The sequence below is a fragment of the Streptomyces buecherae genome, assembly GCF_014295035.1.
Lineage (GTDB): Bacteria > Actinomycetota > Actinomycetes > Streptomycetales > Streptomycetaceae > Streptomyces > Streptomyces youssoufiensis.
Map to the genome: position 1 here is coordinate 5705844 of NZ_CP060404.1, position 17798 is coordinate 5723641.

Below are 17798 nucleotides of genomic sequence, written 5' to 3' on the forward strand. Positions count from 1 at the left end.
CCGCACATCGATGTCACGCAACGGCGCGCGACAGGAGCAGAGGAAATGCAGACCAAGCTGGACGAAGCCAAGGCCGAGCTGCTCGAACGGGCCGCCCGGGTCGCTGAGCAGAGCCCTGCCCATACACAGCAACCGGAGCGAGGGCTCGATCCGGAGACCCTTCGCGCGTACCTCCAGCGCTACTACCTGCATACGGCGCCCGAGGACCTCAGCGGCCGGGACCCGGTCGACGTCTTCGGCGCGGCGCTCTCCCACTACCGGCTGGCACAGGCGCGCCCGCAGGGCACCGCGAACGTGCGCGTGCACACGCCCACCGTCGAGGAGAACGGCTGGACGTGCAGCCACTCCGTGGTGGAGGTCGTCACGGACGACATGCCGTTCCTGGTCGACTCCGTCACCAACGAGCTGTCCCGTCAGGGACGCGGCATCCACGTCGTCATCCACCCGCAGATCGTGGTGCGCCGCGATGTGACCGGCAAGCTCCTCGAGGTGCTCGGCTCGCAGCGCGAGGCCCCCGGCATCACGCTGGCCACCGGGCCCAACGTGGTCGGCGGGACGGCCGCCGGCATGGCCGCCGCCACCATGACGCTGCCCCCGGGCGACCTGCCGCACGACGCGGTCACCGAGTCCTGGATCCACGTCGAGATCGACCGCGAGACCGACCGCGGCGACCTCAAGCAGATGACCGCCGACCTGCGGCGCGTCCTGTCCGACGTGCGCGAGGCCGTCGAGGACTGGACGAAGATGCGCGACTCCGCGCTGCGCATCGCCGACGAGCTGCCGGACGAGCCCACCGCGAGCGACCTGCGCGAGCAGGAGGTGGAGGAGGCGCAGGAGCTGCTGCGCTGGCTGGCCGCCGACCACTTCACGTTCCTGGGCTACCGCGAGTACGAGCTGACGGCCGCGCCCGGCGACGAGGGCGTCGACGAGGACGTCCTCACCGCCATCCCGGGCACCGGCCTCGGCATCCTGCGCTCCGACCCCACGCACGCCGCGGACGGCAACCACGCCGCGCCCGGCGACGGCCGCCCCGGCTCGCCCTCCTTCAACCGGCTGCCGGCCGACGCCCGCGCCAAGGCCCGCGAGCACAAGCTGCTCATCCTCACCAAGGCCAACAGCCGCGCCACCGTGCACCGGCCCTCCTACCTCGACTACGTCGGCGTCAAGAAGTTCGACGCGGACGGCAACGTGGTCGGTGAGCGCCGCTTCCTCGGCCTGTTCTCGTCGGCCGCGTACACCGAGTCGGTGCGCCGGGTGCCGGTCATCCGGCGCAAGGTCGCCGAGGTGCTGTCCACCGCGGGCTTCACGCCGCAGAGCCACGACGGCCGCGACCTGCTCCAGATCCTGGAGACCTACCCGCGCGACGAGCTGTTCCAGACCCCGGTCGACCAGCTCCGCTCCATCACCACCTCGGTCCTCTACCTCCAGGAGCGGCGCCGGCTGCGGCTGTTCCTGCGCCAGGACGAGTACGGCCGCTACTACTCGGCCCTGGTCTACCTGCCACGCGACCGCTACACCACCGGCGTGCGGCTGCGGCTGATCGACATCCTCAAGGAGGAGCTGGGCGGCACCAGCGTCGACTTCACGGCCTGGAACACCGAGTCGATCCTCTCCCGGCTGCACTTCGTCATCCGCGTCGCGCCCGGCGCCACGCTGGCCGACCTGACCGACGCCGACGCCGACCGCATCGAGGCCCGGCTCGTGGAGGCCGCCCGCTCGTGGGCCGACGGCTTCGCCGAGGCGCTGAGCGCCGAGGTCGGCGAGGAGCACGCCGCCGAACTCCTGCGCCGCTACGCCAACGCCTTCCCCGAGGGCTACAAGGCCGACCACACCCCGCGCGCCGCCGTCTCCGACCTCCAGCACCTGGAGCGGCTGACCGCGCCCGGCGGCGAGCGCGAGTTCGCGCTCAGCCTCTACGAGCCAGTCGGCGCCGGCCCCGGCGAGCGCCGGTTCAAGATCTACCGCAGCGGCGGCCAGGTCTCCCTGTCGGCCGTGCTGCCCGTCCTCCAGCGCCTCGGCGTCGAGGTCGTCGACGAGCGCCCGTACGAGCTGCGCAGCTCCGACGGGTCCACCGCCTGGATCTACGACTTCGGGCTGCGGATGCCCGACCGGGTCGAGGGCGACGACGCGCGCGAGCGCTTCCAGAACGCCTTCGCCGCCGTGTGGACCGGCCAGGCCGAGAACGACAACTTCAACGAGCTGGTGCTCAGCGCCGGGCTCGACTGGCGGCAGGCGATGGTGCTGCGCGCCTACGCCAAGTACCTGCGGCAGGCCGGCTCCACCTTCAGCCAGTCGTACATGGAGGACACCCTCCGCAACAACGTGCACACCACCCGGCTCCTGGTGAACCTCTTCGAGGCCCGGATGGCCCCGCACCGGCAGCGGGCCGGCCTGGAGCTGACCGACGCGCTGCTGGAGGAGCTGGACGCCGCACTCGACCTGGTCGCCAGCCTGGACGAGGACCGCATCCTGCGCGCCTTCCTCACCCTCATCAAGGCGACGCTGCGGACCAACCACTTCCAGAAGACCACCTCGGGCGAGCCGCACAGCTACCTGTCCATCAAGCTCGACCCGCAGGCCATCCCCGACCTGCCCGCGCCGCGCCCGGCCTACGAGGTCTGGGTGTACTCGCCCCGCGTCGAGGGCGTCCACCTGCGGTTCGGCAAGGTCGCGCGCGGCGGGCTGCGCTGGTCCGACCGGCGTGAGGACTTCCGTACGGAGATCCTCGGCCTGGTCAAGGCGCAGATGGTGAAGAACACCGTCATCGTGCCGGTCGGCGCCAAGGGCGGCTTCGTCGGCAAGCGGCTGCCCGATCCGTCGGTGGACCGCGACGCGTGGCTGGCCGAGGGCATCGCCTGCTACAAGATCTTCATCTCCGGGCTGCTCGACATCACCGACAACCTGGTCGGCGGGCAGGTCGTGCACCCCGAGGGCGTCGTACGGCACGACGAGGACGACACGTACCTGGTGGTCGCCGCCGACAAGGGCACCGCGACGTTCTCCGACATCGCCAACGAGGTCGCCGTCGACTACGGCTTCTGGCTCGGCGACGCGTTCGCCTCCGGCGGCTCGGCCGGCTACGACCACAAGGGCATGGGCATCACCGCGCGCGGCGCCTGGGAGTCGGTCAAGCGGCACTTCCGGGAGCTGGGCCACGACACCCAGACCGAGGACTTCACCGTCGTCGGCGTCGGCGACATGTCCGGCGACGTCTTCGGCAACGGCATGCTGCTCAGCGAGCACATCCGGCTGGTGGCCGCCTTCGACCACCGGCACATCTTCCTCGACCCGAACCCGGACGCGGCCGTCTCCTACGCCGAGCGCCGCCGCCTGTTCGAGCTGCCGCGCTCCTCGTGGGCCGACTACGACAGCTCGCTGCTGTCCACGGGCGGCGGCATCCACCCGCGCAGCGCCAAGTCGATCCCGATCAACGCCCAGGTGCGGGCGGCCCTCGGCATCGCGGCCGGCGTCACCAAGCTGACCCCGGCCGAGCTGATGAAGGCGATCCTGCAGGCCCCCGTCGACCTGCTGTGGAACGGCGGCATCGGCACGTACGTGAAGTCCTCGCTCGAATCGCACGCGGATGTGGGCGACAAGGCCAACGACGCAATCCGGGTGGACGGCCAGGACCTGCGGGTCAAGGTCGTCGGCGAGGGCGGCAACCTGGGCCTGACCCAGCTCGGCCGGATCGAGTTCGCCAGCGTCGGCGGGCCCCGCGACGCCGACGACCAGGCCACCGGCGGCCGGATCAACACCGACGCGATCGACAACAGCGCCGGCGTGGACACCTCGGACCACGAGGTCAACATCAAGATCCTGCTCAACTCGGTGGTGGCCAACGGCGACCTGACCGTCAAGCAGCGCAACAAGCTGCTCGCCGAGATGACCGACGAGGTCGGCACCCTGGTGCTGCGGAACAACTACGCGCAGAACACCGCGCTGGCCAACGCCGTCGCCCAGGCACCGAGCCTGCTCCACGCCCACCAGCGCTTCATGCGCCGGCTCGGCCGCGAGGGCCAGCTCGACCGGCAGCTCGAGTTCCTGCCGACCGACCGGCAGATCCGCGAGCGGCTGGCCTCCTCGCGCGGTCTCACCCAGCCCGAGCTGGCCGTGATCCTCGCGTACATCAAGATCACGGTGGCCGACGAGCTGGTCTCCACCGACCTGCCGGACGACCCGTACCTGCAACGGCTGCTGCACGCCTACTTCCCGCAGCCGCTGCGCGAGCGCTTCGCCGAGCAGATCGACGCGCACGCGCTGCGCCGCGAGATCATCACGACCGTGCTGGTCAACGACACCGTCAACACGGGTGGCTCGACCTTCCTGCACCGGATGCGCGAGGAGACCGGCGCCTCCACCGAGGAAGTCGTCCGCGCGCAGACCGCGGGCCGGGAGATCTTCGGGCTCGCCGGGGTGTGGGACGAGGTCGAGGCGCTGGACAACGTGGTCGCGGCCGACGTGCAGACCCGCGTCCGGCTGCACTCGCGGCGACTGGTCGAGCGCGGCACCCGCTGGCTGCTCAACAACCGGCCGCAGCCGCTGGAGCTGGCCGAGACCATCGCCTTCTTCAGCGAGCGGGTCGCCACCGTGTGGGCCGCCCTGCCGAAGCTGCTGCGCGGCGCCGACCTGGAGTGGTACCAGGGCATCAACGAGGAACTCATCCAGGCGGGCGTGCCGGAGGAGCTGGCGTCGCGGGTGGCGAGCTTCTCGTCCGCCTTCCCGACGCTGGACATCGTCGCCATCGCGGACCGCACCGGCAAGGACCCGCTGGCCGTCGCGGAGGTTTACTACGACCTCGGGGACCGGCTGCGGATCACCCAGCTCATGGACCGGATCATCGAGCTGCCGCGGGCCGACCGCTGGCAGTCCATGGCCCGCGCCTCCATCCGCGAGGACCTGTACGCGGCGCACGCCGCGCTCACCTCCGACATCCTCTCGGTGGGCGACGGCAACTCCACGCCGGAGCAGCGGTTCAAGGCGTGGGAGGAGAAGAACGCGGCGCTGCTCGGCCGGGCGCGCAGCACCCTGGAGGAGATCCACGGGTCGGACGCGTTCGACCTGGCCAACCTGTCGGTGGCCATGCGGACCATGCGCACGCTGCTGCGCTCGCACGGCTGAGGCTGCCGGTAGGCGGTAGGGCGCTACGGCAAGCGGTGACCGAGGGGCGGTACGGGAATCCCGTACCGCCCCTCGGCGCGTCCGCCCGCGCCCGCGGGCCCGTACGCCGGCGCTACGCCCCCGGCGCCTCGGGCCGGTCGACGCGGAGCGCCGCCACGTCGAGGTGCTGGAGGCGGGCCGGGTCCGCGAGGATGTCGATGCGCCGGACCAGGCCGTCCCGGACAGTGAAGCTGAGCAGCGAGCGCGGCACCCCGTCGACCAGCGAGACCGTCCCCGCCAGGCCGTTGACCAGCACCGGCACGGTGTCCCCCGCCGCGCGCGCGAAGGTCAGGGCCTGCCCGGCGACCGCCGCCGCGCCGTGCACCTCGCGGACGCCGGCCGTGGCGCCGAGGTCGACGCGGAGCACGATGTCCGGCGCGAGCAGCGCGACCAGCGCGTCGAACTCGCCGCCGCGCGACGCGGCGAGGAAGGCGTCCACGACCGTGCGCTGCCGGGTCAGGTCCGGTTCGGGCGCGAGGTCGCTGCCGCGCACCCGGCGCCGGGCCCGGCTCGCGAGCTGCCGCGCCGCCGCCGGCGTGCGCTCCACCAGCGGCGCGATCTCGTCGAACGGCACCCCGAACATGTCGTGCAGCACGAACGCCAGCCGCTCGGCCGGGGCCAGCGTGTCCAGGACGACGAGCAGCGCGAGCCCCACCGCGTCCGCGAGCAGCGCCTGGTGCTCCGGGTCGACGCCGTCCGCCCCGTCCACCACCGGATCGGGGGCGGGCTGCCCCTCCAGCGGCTGTTCGCGCCGCGCCGTACGGCTCCGCAGCATGTCGAGGCAGACCCGGGCCACCACGGTCGTCAGCCAGCCGGCGAGGTTGTCCACCCCGTCCGCCCCGGACCGCTGGAGCCGCAGCCAGGTCTCCTGCACGGCGTCGTCCGACTCGCTGAGCGAGCCCAGCATCCGGTAGGCCACCGCCCGCAGCCGGGGCCGCTCGGCCTCGAAGCGCCGCGCCAGGCGTTCACGTTCGTCCATCGGTCACATTCTCCCGTCGCGTTCCGTCAGGGGTATGACGGAAGGGGCGCGGCGAGTGTGACAGGGCGCGCACGCGACCACCGGCGCGGGGTGCCACGCCTAGCCGAAGACCTGGGCCAGGAACGCCTCGGTGTTGCCGACCAGGCGGTCGATCTGCTCCTCAAGGGTCAGCGACTCCTCGAAGCGCTGGGCGAGCTCCAGCTTCTTCTTGCCCCGCACGTACAGCGAGCAGGCCAGGTCGCCGCAGATGTACGCGCCCACCGTGTTGCCCTGCCGCCCGGCCGCGCCCGCCTTGCGCGCGGCCAGCAGGGTGACGCCGGAGCCGGGGTGTGAGGTCAGGCACAGGGTGCAGAGGTTGGTCTTGGTCAGGCTCTTCCGCGGGCCCTGTGGGACGCGCAGCGTGACCCCGGTGAGCTGGCCCTGGTACGGCATGACCAGGTAGCTGCGGTCCGGTGCGCCCGGATCGCGCCAGCCCAGGAAGTCCAGGTCGTCCCAGGGCTGCTCGGCCAGGTTCCGGGGCAGGTTCAGCCGGCTGGCCTCTCCCTTGGAACAGTTGACGAAGGAGGCTCGAATTTCTTTTTCACCGACCGCAAGCATGTACGCGAAGCTAACAGCGGCCGAGCCGGGCTGTCGCACCATTTACGCCCTGACCAGGCGCGGGCCGGCCCCGGGCGCTCCCGCCCGGGGCCGGGGTGGCGCCGCGCGGGGCGCCGGGGACCGCCTGGTGGGGGCTACTTCACCGCCCCCGCCATGACGCCCGAGACGAACTGTCGCTGGAAGGCGAAGAACACGGCCAGCGGGACGACCATCGAGATGAAGGCGCCGGGCCCGAGCACGTCCAGGTTGTTGCTGAACTGGCGGGCCTGCTGCTGGAGGGCGACCGTGATGGGCGGGTCGCCGCTGTCGGCGAAGATCAGGGCCACCAGCATGTCGTTCCACACCCACAGGAACTGGAAGATGGCCAGCGACGCGATGGCCGGGCCCGCCAGCGGCAGCACCACGCGGAAGAACAGCCGCAGCTCGCCCGCGCCGTCCAGGCGGGCCGCCTCGAGGAGCTCACGGGGGATCTCCGCGAAGAAGTTGTGCAGCAGGAAGACCGCGAACGGCAGCCCGAAGGCGGTGTGGAAGAGCACCACGCCGGTGGTGGTCTGGAAGATGCCGATCTCGCCGAACAGCTTGGACACCGGGATCAGCGCCACCTGCACCGGCACCACCAGCAGCCCCACCACCAGCAGGAACCACCAGTCGCGGCCGGGGAAGTCCATGCACGCGAAGGCGTAGCCGGCCAGCGCGCCGATGAGCACCACCAGGGCGGTGGCCGGGATGGTGATCAGCGCCGTGGTCAGCAGCGAGTCGGTGACCACCTCGTTGTGCAGGAGCTGGTCGTAGCCGTCCAGGGTGAGCTGCGAGGGGTCGGTGAAGACCTTCCACCAGCCGGTCAGGTCCGCCTCCGCCGGGTCGCGCAGCGAGGACAGCAACAGCCCGGCGGTGGGCGTGAGCCACAGCAGCCCGACGACGACGAGGAAGAACCGCATCCCCGCGCCCCCGGCCCGGGCCGCGACACGGGTGGCGAGCGACTGTTTGGCCCGTACGACGGATTCCGTACTGGTCATCGACGGCGCTCCCTTCGGATGCGGCGGACATTGACGTACATCAGCGGCAGCACCAGCAACAGCAGGAAGATGGCGATGGCGCTGCCGACGCCCTGGTTGACGTCGGTGCCGAAGGAGGACTTGTAGAGCTGGAGCGCCAGCACGTTGGCCTCGTCCTGGCTGGCGCCCGGCGCGATGATGTAGACGAGGTCGAAGATCTTCAACACGTTGATCATCAGCGTGACGAGGACGACCCCGAGCACCGGCGCCAGCATCGGCACCGTGATCCGCCGGAAGACCTGCCACTCGTTCGCGCCGTCCATCCGCGCGGCCTCCAGCAGCTCCCGTGGCAGCCCGGCCAGGCCGGCGGCGATCAGCACCATCGCGAAGCCGGCCCACATCCACACGTACGAGCCGATGATCGCCGGGGTCACGAGCGTGGGGCCGAGCCAGTCCACGCCGTTGTACGGGGCCTGGAAGTTGGAGCCGGGCAGCCGCAGCGTCGCCCCGTCGGCCGCCGTGGACAGCTCGAACGTGCCGTCCCCGCGGGTCGTCGCGCTGGCCACCACCGAGCCGTCCTTGACCGCCTGCACCGTGATGCCGGACAGGCCCTCCTCGCCCGCGTCGATCTCGTTCGCGGTGCCCTTGCCGCCGCGCGTGAAGTCGCGCCACACGGTGCCGGTGACCTTGCCGGGGGTCCGCTCGGCGCGCGCCGCCTCCTGCGCGCCGTCCACCTGGTCGCGCGGGATGCCGACCAGCGGGATGTGGACCGGGCTGCCGGCGCGCAGCGTCCTCGGGTCGCTGATCGTGCCGTCGGACGCCTCGGTCAGCGGCGACTGCCGGCCGGGGTTGGCCCGCTCGAAGGGGGCCGGCTCCGAGAAGGTGTCGTGCACGCTGACCCACAGCGCGTTGGCCACGCCCCGGTCCGGGTCCTGCTCGTACACCAGCCGGAAGATGATGCCCGCCGCGAGCATCGAGATCGCCATCGGCATGAAGACCAGCAGCTTGAAGGCGGTGCCCCAGCGGATGCGCTCGGTCAACACGGCGAAGATCAGCCCGAGCGCGGTCGCCACCAGCGGCGCGACCACGATCCAGATCACGTTGTTGGTGACGGCCTGCTGGATCGCGTCGTCGGTGAACATCTCCCGGAAGTTGTCCAGGCCGACGAAGTCCTTGTCCGCCGCGTCGAAGAAGCTGCGGCGCAGCGAGTAGACGATCGGGTAGACGACGAGCGCGCCCAGCAGCACCAGCGCGGGCAGCAGGAACAGCGCCGCCAGCCACGGGTTGCTGCCGGCCACGCCGCGCCGCGCGGATCGCCTGACGCCGCCGCGCGGCGCGGGCTTGCCGCTCCCGCGCGCGGCGGCGGGGTCGGGGGCGGTCGGGTCCGGGGCGGGCGCGGCGGCGCCCGGCGTGGTTCCCGCGGCGTCCGCGGGGGTCTTCGGGGTGGACGAGCGGCGCGGGCCCGGCTGGGCTGCGCCGCCCGCTGGCGGGGTCGACATGGTGTGGGTCCCTCGGCCGGATCAGTCCGAGAACGCCTTGGCGGCGTCCTTCTCCAACTGGCGTTGTATGCCCGAGATGTTCTTCGGGTTCTTGAGGAAGTCCTGGAGCGCCTTCCATTCGCCCTGCGCGGGCTTGCCGCCGAACGACGCGGGCGCCTGGTCGGACATGTCGAAGCGGAAGTCGTTGCCCGCCTTGATCAGCGCCTCGGCGATGCCGCGCAGTTCGGGGTTGGGGTAGGTGGCCAGGTCGAGCTTGGTGTTGGCGGAGATCAGGCCGCCCTCGCGGGCCCAGACCGCGGCGGCGTCCGGCGAGGCCAGGAAGGTCAGCAGGGCCTGCGCCGCCTTGGTGTCCTTGAGCGCCACGGCGACGTCGCCGCCGGTGACCACCGGGGCCTTGTCCCCGACGGCCGGGAACGGGAAGACCTTCGCGTCCGTGCCCAGCTCCGCGCCCGCGTCCGCGACGTTGGCGGCGACGAAGTCCGCCTCGAAGACCATCGCCGCCGCCGGCTCACCACCCGCGAACGTCTTGGCCACCGACTGCGGGAACTCCGTGCGCAGCGCGCCCTCCTTGCCGTCGGTCAGCAGGTCCTCGTCGCCGAAGAGCTCGGCCAGCGTCGTCAGCGCCCGGGTGACGGACGGGTCGGTCCACTTGATCTCGTGCGTGGACAGCTTGTCGTACATCTCGGGGCCGGCCTGCGAGAGGTAGATGTTCTCGAACCAGTCCGTGAGCGTCCAGCCGTCCGCGCCGCCGACCGACACCGGCTGCACGCCCGAGTCCGAGACCAGGCGCGCCTGCTCGATCAGCTCCTTCCAGGTGCCGGGCTCCTTGGCCCCCGCGTAGTCGAAGGCGCGGGTGTTGTACCAGATGAGGGACTTGTTGCTGGCCTTGAAGTAGACCCCGTACGGCGTCCCCTCGTACGAGCCGAGGTCCTGCCAGCCGCGCGCGAAGTTCTTCCGCAGTTGGGCCTGGCCGGCCTCGCCGATCGGCTTGATCCACTTCTTGGCGGCGAACTCGCGGAGCACGCCGACCTGTTGCAGCATCGCGATGTCGGGCGGCTGGCCGCCCGCGATCTTCGAGCCGACGTAGGCGGACATGTCGTCGCCGCTGGGTACGAAGGAGACCTCGGCGCCGGTTCGCCGCTCGAACTCCGCCAGTACCTTGCTGAAGTTCTCCTGCTCGGTGCCCGTCCACACGGCGGTGACCTGGAGCTTCTGCCCGTCGAGGCGGGGGAGTCGCACCGTTTGGGGGATCGGGGCGGTGCTCGCGCTGTCCTCGTCCTCGGCGCCGCAGCCGGCGACCCCGAGCAGGGTCGTGATCACCGCGAGCGTGGTGGTCAGCGCCAGCGCGCCGCGCCCCGCCCGTCGCCGACCGGCGCCGCGCGCCGTGGCGTGCGCCGCGCGTTCGTCGTCGACTGCCGTGCGCCCCTCGTGTCGTGGTGCATGGCGTGTGAGCCGCATTTCGCCGTCCCTCCCGTGCCCCCGGTGTGCTCGGCCCCCGCGGACGGCCGTCGTACGTCGACACGCTCCGCTTCTCCGGCCGTGCCCGGTGTCGACAGTCCTACGCCGTGTTACCGCCGGCCGCAATACGTGCATCGGCGTCGGACGGCTGATCGTGATGGTGCCGTGATCTTCGATGCCCGCCGTGCCCGTTAAGCCCATATCCCGTGCTGACCAGCGGAGTTGGCGTGCCGTCTGCCGCTGGAGGGGCCCTGGAGAACCACTGGTGCGCGGGTGAGACGAGGGGCCCGCGCGACCCGCGCCGGTTCCGCCCCCGGCCCGCTTCTCCCGGGCCGCCGCGGCCGGACCCGTCACTCGGCGTATGGGGGTTGGTTGACTGGTTGCTGGGCCGGGCGCGCAGCCGGTTCCCCCGCGCCGGCGCACCCGCCCAGGCGCGTACGCCGGGCCGGGCCACGTACGCCGGGCCGGGCCACGTACGCCGGGCCGGTCGCGTACGCCGAACCGGGCCCCGCTCGCCGAGCTGGGGAGGGGCACCCACGCCGAACTGGGCCACGCACGCCGAGCCGGGCCCCCACGCCGAGCCGGGGCCGGCACGCCAGGGCCCGCACGCACGCCCGCCCCACCCGACCCGGCATGGGCCGTGGGCCGAGAGGCGGGCGGCGGGCTCAGATCAGGGGCGGGGCCGGGGGCGCGCCGGTGGACTGGGCCGCCCGCTGCAAGGCGCTGGCCAGCAGGGCCAGGTCGGTCGGGCCGTTGCCGAGTTCGCGCAGCGGCCGGCGGGTCGGCGGGTCGCCCATCCGCTCCCAGTCCAGCGGGACCACGGTGGGCCTGGCCGTCGCCGTGCGAGGGATGCGGCCGGTGACGCGGCCCGCCTGGAAGGGGGTCGCGCCGCCGTCGTCGGGCCGCTTGAGCCGGCCCCGACCGGGGTTCGGCAGGCCCTCCACGGCGTTGCGGACGCTGCCCGACGGCTGCTCCAACAGCACCCGAAGACCCGCGCGCTCGACCGCGACCGTGTCCGCCGTGCGGTCCGGCCGGCCCGACGCGGCGATCAGGTGCACGCCGAGGCGCGCGCCGTCCCGGGCCACGGCCTCCAGCGCGCGCACCACCGACCCGGCCGACGGCCGGCCCGTACTGCCCAGCGCGGGGGCCACCAGCGCGTCGAAGTCGTCCACCAGCACCACGAGCCGGGGCATCGCGCCGGGCTCGTACGGGTCCGCCGGCTGCTCACCGCCGGCGGACGGGCCCGCGCTGGCGGCCACGCCGGCGCCGCCCTGGCCGCCGTCGACGGGCTGGGTGCGGAGCTTGAGCGTGCCGCTGGCCGGGCTCTCCAGGCCGCCGTCCGGCGCGTACCCCGCCCCCCAGCGGCCGTCGAGCTGGCCCGGCTGGCCGGCGGGGTCGGCGTGGCCGGACTGCTCGGGCTCGCCGAACGCGCCGGGGCCGGCCGCGGCCGGGTCCGGCGCGTCCATCGGTCTGCGGTCCGTGATGACCTGGGGCGCGGCGGCGTTCTCCGCGTGCCAGGACAGGAAGTCGCCGCGGCCGAGCAGCTCGGCCCGGCGCTTGAGTTCGGAGCTGAGCGCCTGCGCGAACTCGCGCATCCGCACCGGGTCGGAGGCGGCCAGGTACGTCGAGACGTGCGGCAGCTCCGTACACGGCCGCAGCCCCTCGCCGCGCTCCACGCCGCCGCCGTCCACGAGCACCAGCGACATGCGGTCCGGGCGCTCGGCGGCGGCCAGCGAGGCGGCGATCGAGCGCAGCAGCTCGGTCTTGCCGGTGCCGGGGGCGCCGTCGATGAGCAGGTGCGGACCGTCGGCCGCGAGGTCGATGGCGAGCGGCCCGCGCGGGCCGGCGCCGAGCACCGCCAGCGTCCGGCCGCCAAGCGCGACCTCGTCGGCCGCGGCGGCCCAGCGCGCCATCAGGGACGCCGGCGTGGCCCGCGCGAGGCCGAGTTCGTCAAGGAGTCGGGTGCTGTCGGGCAGTGGCGCGCTCGCCCGGGCCGGGCCGCCGAGGCCGCCGGCCGCGGCGTCGACGGGCCGCAGCGGTGCCAGCGCACGCGCGAACCGCTCGGCCCACGCCAGCGACACCGCGTCCACCGTGGCCGTCCGGACCACGCCGGTCGCCTCGGGCGCGGTCGAGCCGGCGTCGGCGGCGCCGTCGGGGCTCGCCCCGCCGCCGCCCGAGTTCGGCGCGCCCGGCCCGGTGTTCGGCGTGGCGCGCGGGGTGGCGAGGCCCGTGGGGCCGGTGGTGCCCGCGCCGCCGCCGAACTCGCCGCCCGCGTACTCGGCGGCTGCCGCCGGTCGCTGGCCGCTGTGACCGCCCTGGCCACCCTGACCGCCCTGGCCACCTTGACCGCTCTGGCCGCCGCCGGTAGCGAGGGCGGACTGCGCGGGCAGGCCGTGCGCCGCGAACCAGTCGCTGCTGGGCACCCCGGGCCGGGGCGCGAGCGGCGGCGGGCTCGGGGCGTGCGCGCGCCCCGGGTCGCCGTCCCAGCCCCGGTGCAGCACCTTCAGCTCGGTCGCGACGTCGCCGCTGAGCAGCGCCACGACGCCGCACTCGGCGATGAGCGACGAGGCCGAGCGCGCCGCCTCGTAGCTCGCCGACAGCGGCGCGCCCGTCGCCGCGGGCGGCGCCTCGGCCAGGCACAGCAGGTGGACGCCGGCGGCGGGGCCGCCCGCCGCGAGGCGGGCCACCCGCTCGCGCACCGAACGCTGGCCGGGCTCGCCGTCCACGATGACCACCGTGTGCGGCCCGGTGTGCCGCTTGGCAGCGGCGGTCACGGCCGAGGGGGACGCGGTGATCCAGCCGGGGCCGAGCGGGCCGTCGTCCAGGCGCCGCACCAACTCGCCCACCCGGGCCGCGGCCTGGTCCCGGTCGAAGGCGAGCAGCAGCCGGCAGTCCTGGCCGTGCACCGGACGCACCTGCGGCAGCCAGCCGAGCCACGACCAGTCGGCGAGCCGCTCCTCGACGGGCCGCTGGCGGTCGGCGCTGATCAGCACGATCTCCAGGGCGGTGGGCGGGTGCGCGGCGGCCAACTGCGCGATCACCGAGCGGGCCAGGCCGGCCAGCCGGGCGCGCGGCCCGGCCAGGCCCACCGCCCCGGCCTCCCGCAGGCTCACCGCGACCGGCGCGAACACGGTGGGGCCACCGGGCGCGCCCGCGAGCGGCTGGTCCGCCGTGCCGAGCCGGACCACGAGCGCGTCCGGATGGCACGGCGTGCGCTCCCACAGCCGTACGTCGGGGCCGAGCGCGGTCAGCAGCACGGCGGACGGGTCGGGCCAGCGCTGGTCGAGCGCCTCGGCCGCCGCGACGGCCTCCCGCACGACCTCGGCCGGGTCCGCGCCCCAGCCGTCCCCGGACTCCGCGCGCTCGACGACCCGGCCACCACCGGCGAGCCGCCGCGCCCACGCCCCCAGGCCCGTGCGCCGGCGCTCGGTGCGCGGGGCGTGCAGGTCGCCGGAGTGCGTCGGTACGTCATAGCCGTCGGGGGCGTCGGGGCCCGGCCAGCGACCAGGGCCGTCGGCGGGGGACGCGCCAGGGCGCGTCATCCGGCGGGTGGCGCCGGGGTCGCCGGGGGCGGGACGCACCGGGCCGCCCGCGCCGATCGCGTACCCGGTCGGACCCGCGCCGCCGGGCAGGCCCCTCGGGTCCGCCGTCGGCGCCGCGCCACGGCCGGCCTCGGCCTCCGCGCCGGCCGAAGCGGCGTCGTACGCCCAGTTCGGGGCGGGCGCCACCGCGGCGCTCCGCTCGCCGGGCCGCTGTCCCGGCCCGCCGTACCCGTCGTACCCGTACGCGCCGGGCGCGTCGGCCGCCCCGCCGTCCGGTGCCGGCGACGGGGTGCCCGCCGCGGCGTGCGGGCCCGCTCCGGGGTGGGCCGCGGGCGCGCCGGCCGTCGGCTCGGCGGGCGTCCGGCCGCCCGGCGCGACCCGCAGGTGGCCCTCGCCGTCCGGCTGGGTGGCCAGCGGCGCGGGGCCGGCGCCCCAGCCGGCGGGCTGGCCCGTGGCGCCGGCGGGCGCCTGCGCCGCGTACTGACCGGCGGCCTGTCCGGTGCCCGGCCGGCCGGCGCCGGCCGGCTCGCCGTGCGGCGCGAACCCGGGCGGCGGGGCGTGCAGTCGCAGCGCGGACTCGCCGATGCGCAGCAGCGCGCCGGGGGACAGCGGGGCCGGCTGGTTGCCGACGGGCATGCCGTCGAGGTGGGTGCCGTTCGTCGAGCCGAGGTCGACCACCGTCACCCGGCCGTCGTCGGCGACGGAGACCGCGCAGTGCGCGCGGGAGACGTCCGGGTCGTCCAGCGGCACGTCGGCGTCGCCGGAGCGGCCTATCCGCGCCTGCCCGCCGTGCAACAGGTGCACACCGCCCGCGTCCGGGCCCGCGACCACGTGCAGCCGGGCGGGCGCGGCGGAGCACAGGGCGGGGTAGGGGTGCGGCTGTTCCTCGGGGGCGGCCGGGGCCTGCAGGGCGAGCACCGCGCCGTCCACGAGCGGTGGCTCGCCGAGCACGCAGCGCCGCGCGTCGAGCCGCTCGGCCCCCGCGTACACCGCCACCGTGCCACTGCCCACGTCGGCGCCGGCCGCCGCGACCGCCGCCGCGAGACCGCTGGTCACCGAGGCCAACGCGGTGCCGACGGGGGCCGTGACGAGGACGTCGCAGGCGTGCGCCTGGTGGCCGGGGAGGCCGCTGCGCGGCCCGAGGACGGTCAACCGGATCTGCATCGCCGCCAGCGGTCCCTTCTGCCCCGGATGCCCGGCGGGGAAGCTGCTCCCCCCACCGCCCCCAGGCGCGTCAGCACGTACAGGACACACATCACGGGCCCCTCCTCCCGCCCCCCATGTGCTGCGTGCATCCTCGCATCCACGACTGACAACGCGCCTGGCGACCGCCGCTACGCGATCTTGATCGGCCCCCGGGTTGGCCAAAACCATCCGCGTACGAACGGCCCGGCGACCGGCCCGACCGCCCCACAGGGCCGGTGGCGACCGCCCGGACCCCCCGACGCCCGCCGGCCGCCGGGCCGCCGGGACGTCGGAGGCCACCGGCGCTAGCTGGCCAGATCACGCCGTTCTCGGCCGGCTCGGGAACGCCGGGCCGGCGCGGGTCGCCCCCTGTCACCGGGGGCCGGTCGCCGCGCGGCGGGTCGTCCGGATGGCAACCATCCGGCCACTTCCCGCGTCTTCCCTCGGAGCCCAGCGTGCCAGGGTGCGGCCAGCGGCTCCTCAGCGGTCGCTGACGCGGCACTAGAGTGGGCGGGCGGCCGAGCACAGGGCCACGGAGCTGGGACACAGACCACGATCAGGTTGACCACGATCAGGGAGCGCATGACGTGCGGCCGGTAGGCAGCAAGTACCTGCTAGAGGAGCCGCTCGGACGCGGAGCCACGGGCACCGTCTGGCGGGCCCGCCAGCGCGAGGCGGCGGGCGCCGAGGCCGCCGTGGCCGGGCAGCCCGGCGAGACGGTTGCGATCAAGGTCCTCAAGGAGGAGCTGGCGCACGACCCCGAGATCGTCATGCGCTTCCTGCGCGAGCGCTCGGTGCTGCTGCGGCTCACCCACCCGAACATCGTCCGCACCCGCGACCTGGTCGTCGAGGGCGACCTGCTCGCCCTGGTGATGGACCTGGTCGAGGGCCCGGACCTGCACAAGTACCTGCAGACCAACGGGCCGTTCACGCCCGTGGCCGCGGCCCTGCTCACCGCGCAGATCGCCGACGCGCTCGCCGCCAGCCACGCCGACGGCGTCGTGCACCGCGACCTCAAGCCCGCCAACGTGCTGGTCGCCACGGGCCCGGACGGCGAGCAGATGCACCCGATGCTCACCGACTTCGGCATCGCGCGCCTCGCCGACTCCCCGGGCCTGACCCGCACCCACGAGTTCGTCGGCACCCCCTCGTACGTGGCGCCCGAGTCCGCCGAGGGCCGGCCGCAGACCTCCGCCGTGGACATCTACGGCGCGGGCATCCTGCTGTACGAACTGGTCACCGGCCGGCCCCCGTTCGCCGGCAACACCGCACTCGAGGTGCTGCACCGGCACCTGAGCGAGGAGCCGCGCCGGCCGTCGACCGTGCCCGAGCCGCTGTGGATCTGCATAGAGCGCTGCCTGCGCAAGCGGCCGGAGGAGCGGCCCAGCGCGGAGAGCCTGGCCCGCGCGCTGCGCACCGTCGCCGCCGGCGTCGGCGTGCACGCCTCGCCCACGCAGGCCGAGGCCGCGCTCGGCGTCGCCGCGCTGCTCGCCCCCGACCCGAGCCCGGCCCAGGTCCCGGACACCGGCGGCAACGACAACGCCACCCAGGTCCTGTCGGCGGGCGCGGGCGGCTACGACCCGGCCGCCCCGACCAGCGTGCTGCCCCACACCGGCGCCCCGGGCCCGAACGCCGACCCGACCCAGGTGCTGCCCGCGGGCTCCGGCCCGGCCGGCGCCGACGGCGCCACCCGGGCCATGCCGCCGGTGCCGCCGGGTCCTGGCGGGCAGCCGGGCCAGCCCGACGGCGACCACCCCTGGCAGAACCAGATGCGCGCGGCCCGCGACCGCAACGACCAGACCCAGGTCCAGTACCTCGACCCGAGTCAGGACCCGCTGCGCCGCCGCCCCCAGCGCCGCCCCGGCCCGCCGCAGCCCCCGCAGCGGCAGCAGCCCCCGCAGCAGCCGTACGGCCAGCAGCCCTACCCGCCGCAACAGCAGCGCGGCCCGGCCCCCGCCCCGTACGCGCCGCCGCAGCAGCCCCAGCACCCGCAGCCGCAACAGCCGCGCCGGCGGCAGCAGCAGCCCCAGCCGCAGCGGTACGCGCCTCCGCCGCCGGCCCCCGAGCCCGCGGCGCCGGCGCGCCGTGAGCCGCGCCAGCGCAGCGCCAACGCGATGCGGATTCCGGGCCTCGGCTGCCTCAAGGGCTGCCTGTTCGTGATCATCATCCTGTTCGTCGGCGCCTGGCTGGTCTGGGAGCTGACGCCGTTGCAGGACTGGGTCGCGGACGGGAAGAGCTTCTGGCAGGCGACCAAGGACTGGGTCACGGAGGTCAAGAACTGGATCTCCGACCTCGGCGGACCGAGCTGACCGCCGCCCCGCCGCTCCGCCCGCCTCGCCTCCCCGGCTCCCGAGCCGGTCGGAGGCGAGGCGCGCGCGGGGCCACG

Annotated in this window: 8 protein-coding genes; 2 read left to right on the plus strand and 6 right to left on the minus strand. The window is 74.7% G+C overall.

What is annotated here, in order from left to right; all coding sequences use genetic code 11:
* The first annotated feature begins 45 nt into the window (after window positions 1-45).
* Window positions 46-5118 (plus strand): NAD-glutamate dehydrogenase, encoded by a 5073-nt coding sequence (locus H7H31_RS22535; RefSeq protein ID WP_187062735.1) that lies wholly within the window; start codon window positions 46-48, stop codon window positions 5116-5118.
* A 112-nt stretch (window positions 5119-5230) separates the two neighbouring features.
* On the opposite strand, the gene H7H31_RS22540 is transcribed toward H7H31_RS22535, so the two are convergent.
* The 6 genes from H7H31_RS22540 to H7H31_RS22565 form a co-directional block, all read right to left on the minus strand.
* Complete coding sequence (locus H7H31_RS22540) at window positions 5231-6136, minus strand: sigma-70 family RNA polymerase sigma factor (RefSeq protein ID WP_187062736.1); 906 nt, start codon at window positions 6134-6136, stop codon at window positions 5231-5233.
* A gap of 99 nt (window positions 6137-6235) precedes the next feature.
* Window positions 6236-6733, minus strand: a complete 498-nt coding sequence (locus H7H31_RS22545) for an FBP domain-containing protein (protein ID WP_187062737.1) — start codon at window positions 6731-6733, stop codon at window positions 6236-6238.
* A 134-nt stretch (window positions 6734-6867) separates the two neighbouring features.
* Entirely contained in the window at window positions 6868-7749 is an 882-nt protein-coding gene (locus H7H31_RS22550) for a carbohydrate ABC transporter permease (protein WP_187062738.1), read from the minus strand.
* Window positions 7746-9227 carry an ABC transporter permease gene (locus H7H31_RS22555; protein ID WP_187118061.1) on the minus strand — a complete coding sequence of 494 codons (1482 nt, stop codon included), beginning with the start codon at window positions 9225-9227 and terminating at the stop codon, window positions 7746-7748. Before H7H31_RS22555 ends, H7H31_RS22550 begins: the two co-directional genes overlap by 4 nt.
* Window positions 9228-9248: 21 nt before the next feature.
* A complete protein-coding gene (locus tag H7H31_RS22560; protein WP_187059708.1) occupies window positions 9249-10685 on the minus strand; it encodes an ABC transporter substrate-binding protein in 1437 nt (478 codons plus the stop codon).
* Window positions 10686-11350: 665 nt separating this feature from the next.
* Complete coding sequence (locus H7H31_RS22565; RefSeq protein ID WP_187060519.1) at window positions 11351-15391, minus strand: FtsK/SpoIIIE domain-containing protein; 4041 nt, start codon at window positions 15389-15391, stop codon at window positions 11351-11353.
* Between the two features lie 608 nt (window positions 15392-15999).
* Between H7H31_RS22565 and H7H31_RS22570 the strand changes: the two genes are divergently transcribed.
* Window positions 16000-17721: a serine/threonine-protein kinase gene (locus H7H31_RS22570; protein ID WP_187118062.1), complete on the plus strand. Its 1722-nt coding sequence runs from the start codon at window positions 16000-16002 to the stop codon at window positions 17719-17721.
* The last annotated feature ends 77 nt before the right edge of the window (window positions 17722-17798 follow it).

Coding starts and splice junctions, on each gene's coding strand:
- H7H31_RS22550 (WP_187062738.1), bottom strand. CDS start 7,749: ATGACCAGTACGGAATCCGTCGTACGGGCCAAACAGTCGCTCGCCACC.
- H7H31_RS22565 (WP_187060519.1), bottom strand. CDS start 15,391: ATGCAGATCCGGTTGACCGTCCTCGGGCCGCGCAGCGGCCTCCCCGGC.
- H7H31_RS22545 (WP_187062737.1), bottom strand. CDS start 6,733: ATGCTTGCGGTCGGTGAAAAAGAAATTCGAGCCTCCTTCGTCAACTGT.
- H7H31_RS22540 (WP_187062736.1), bottom strand. CDS start 6,136: ATGGACGAACGTGAACGCCTGGCGCGGCGCTTCGAGGCCGAGCGGCCC.
- H7H31_RS22555 (WP_187118061.1), bottom strand. CDS start 9,227: ATGTCGACCCCGCCAGCGGGCGGCGCAGCCCAGCCGGGCCCGCGCCGC.
- H7H31_RS22560 (WP_187059708.1), bottom strand. CDS start 10,685: ATGCGGCTCACACGCCATGCACCACGACACGAGGGGCGCACGGCAGTC.
- H7H31_RS22535 (WP_187062735.1), top strand. CDS start 46: ATGCAGACCAAGCTGGACGAAGCCAAGGCCGAGCTGCTCGAACGGGCC.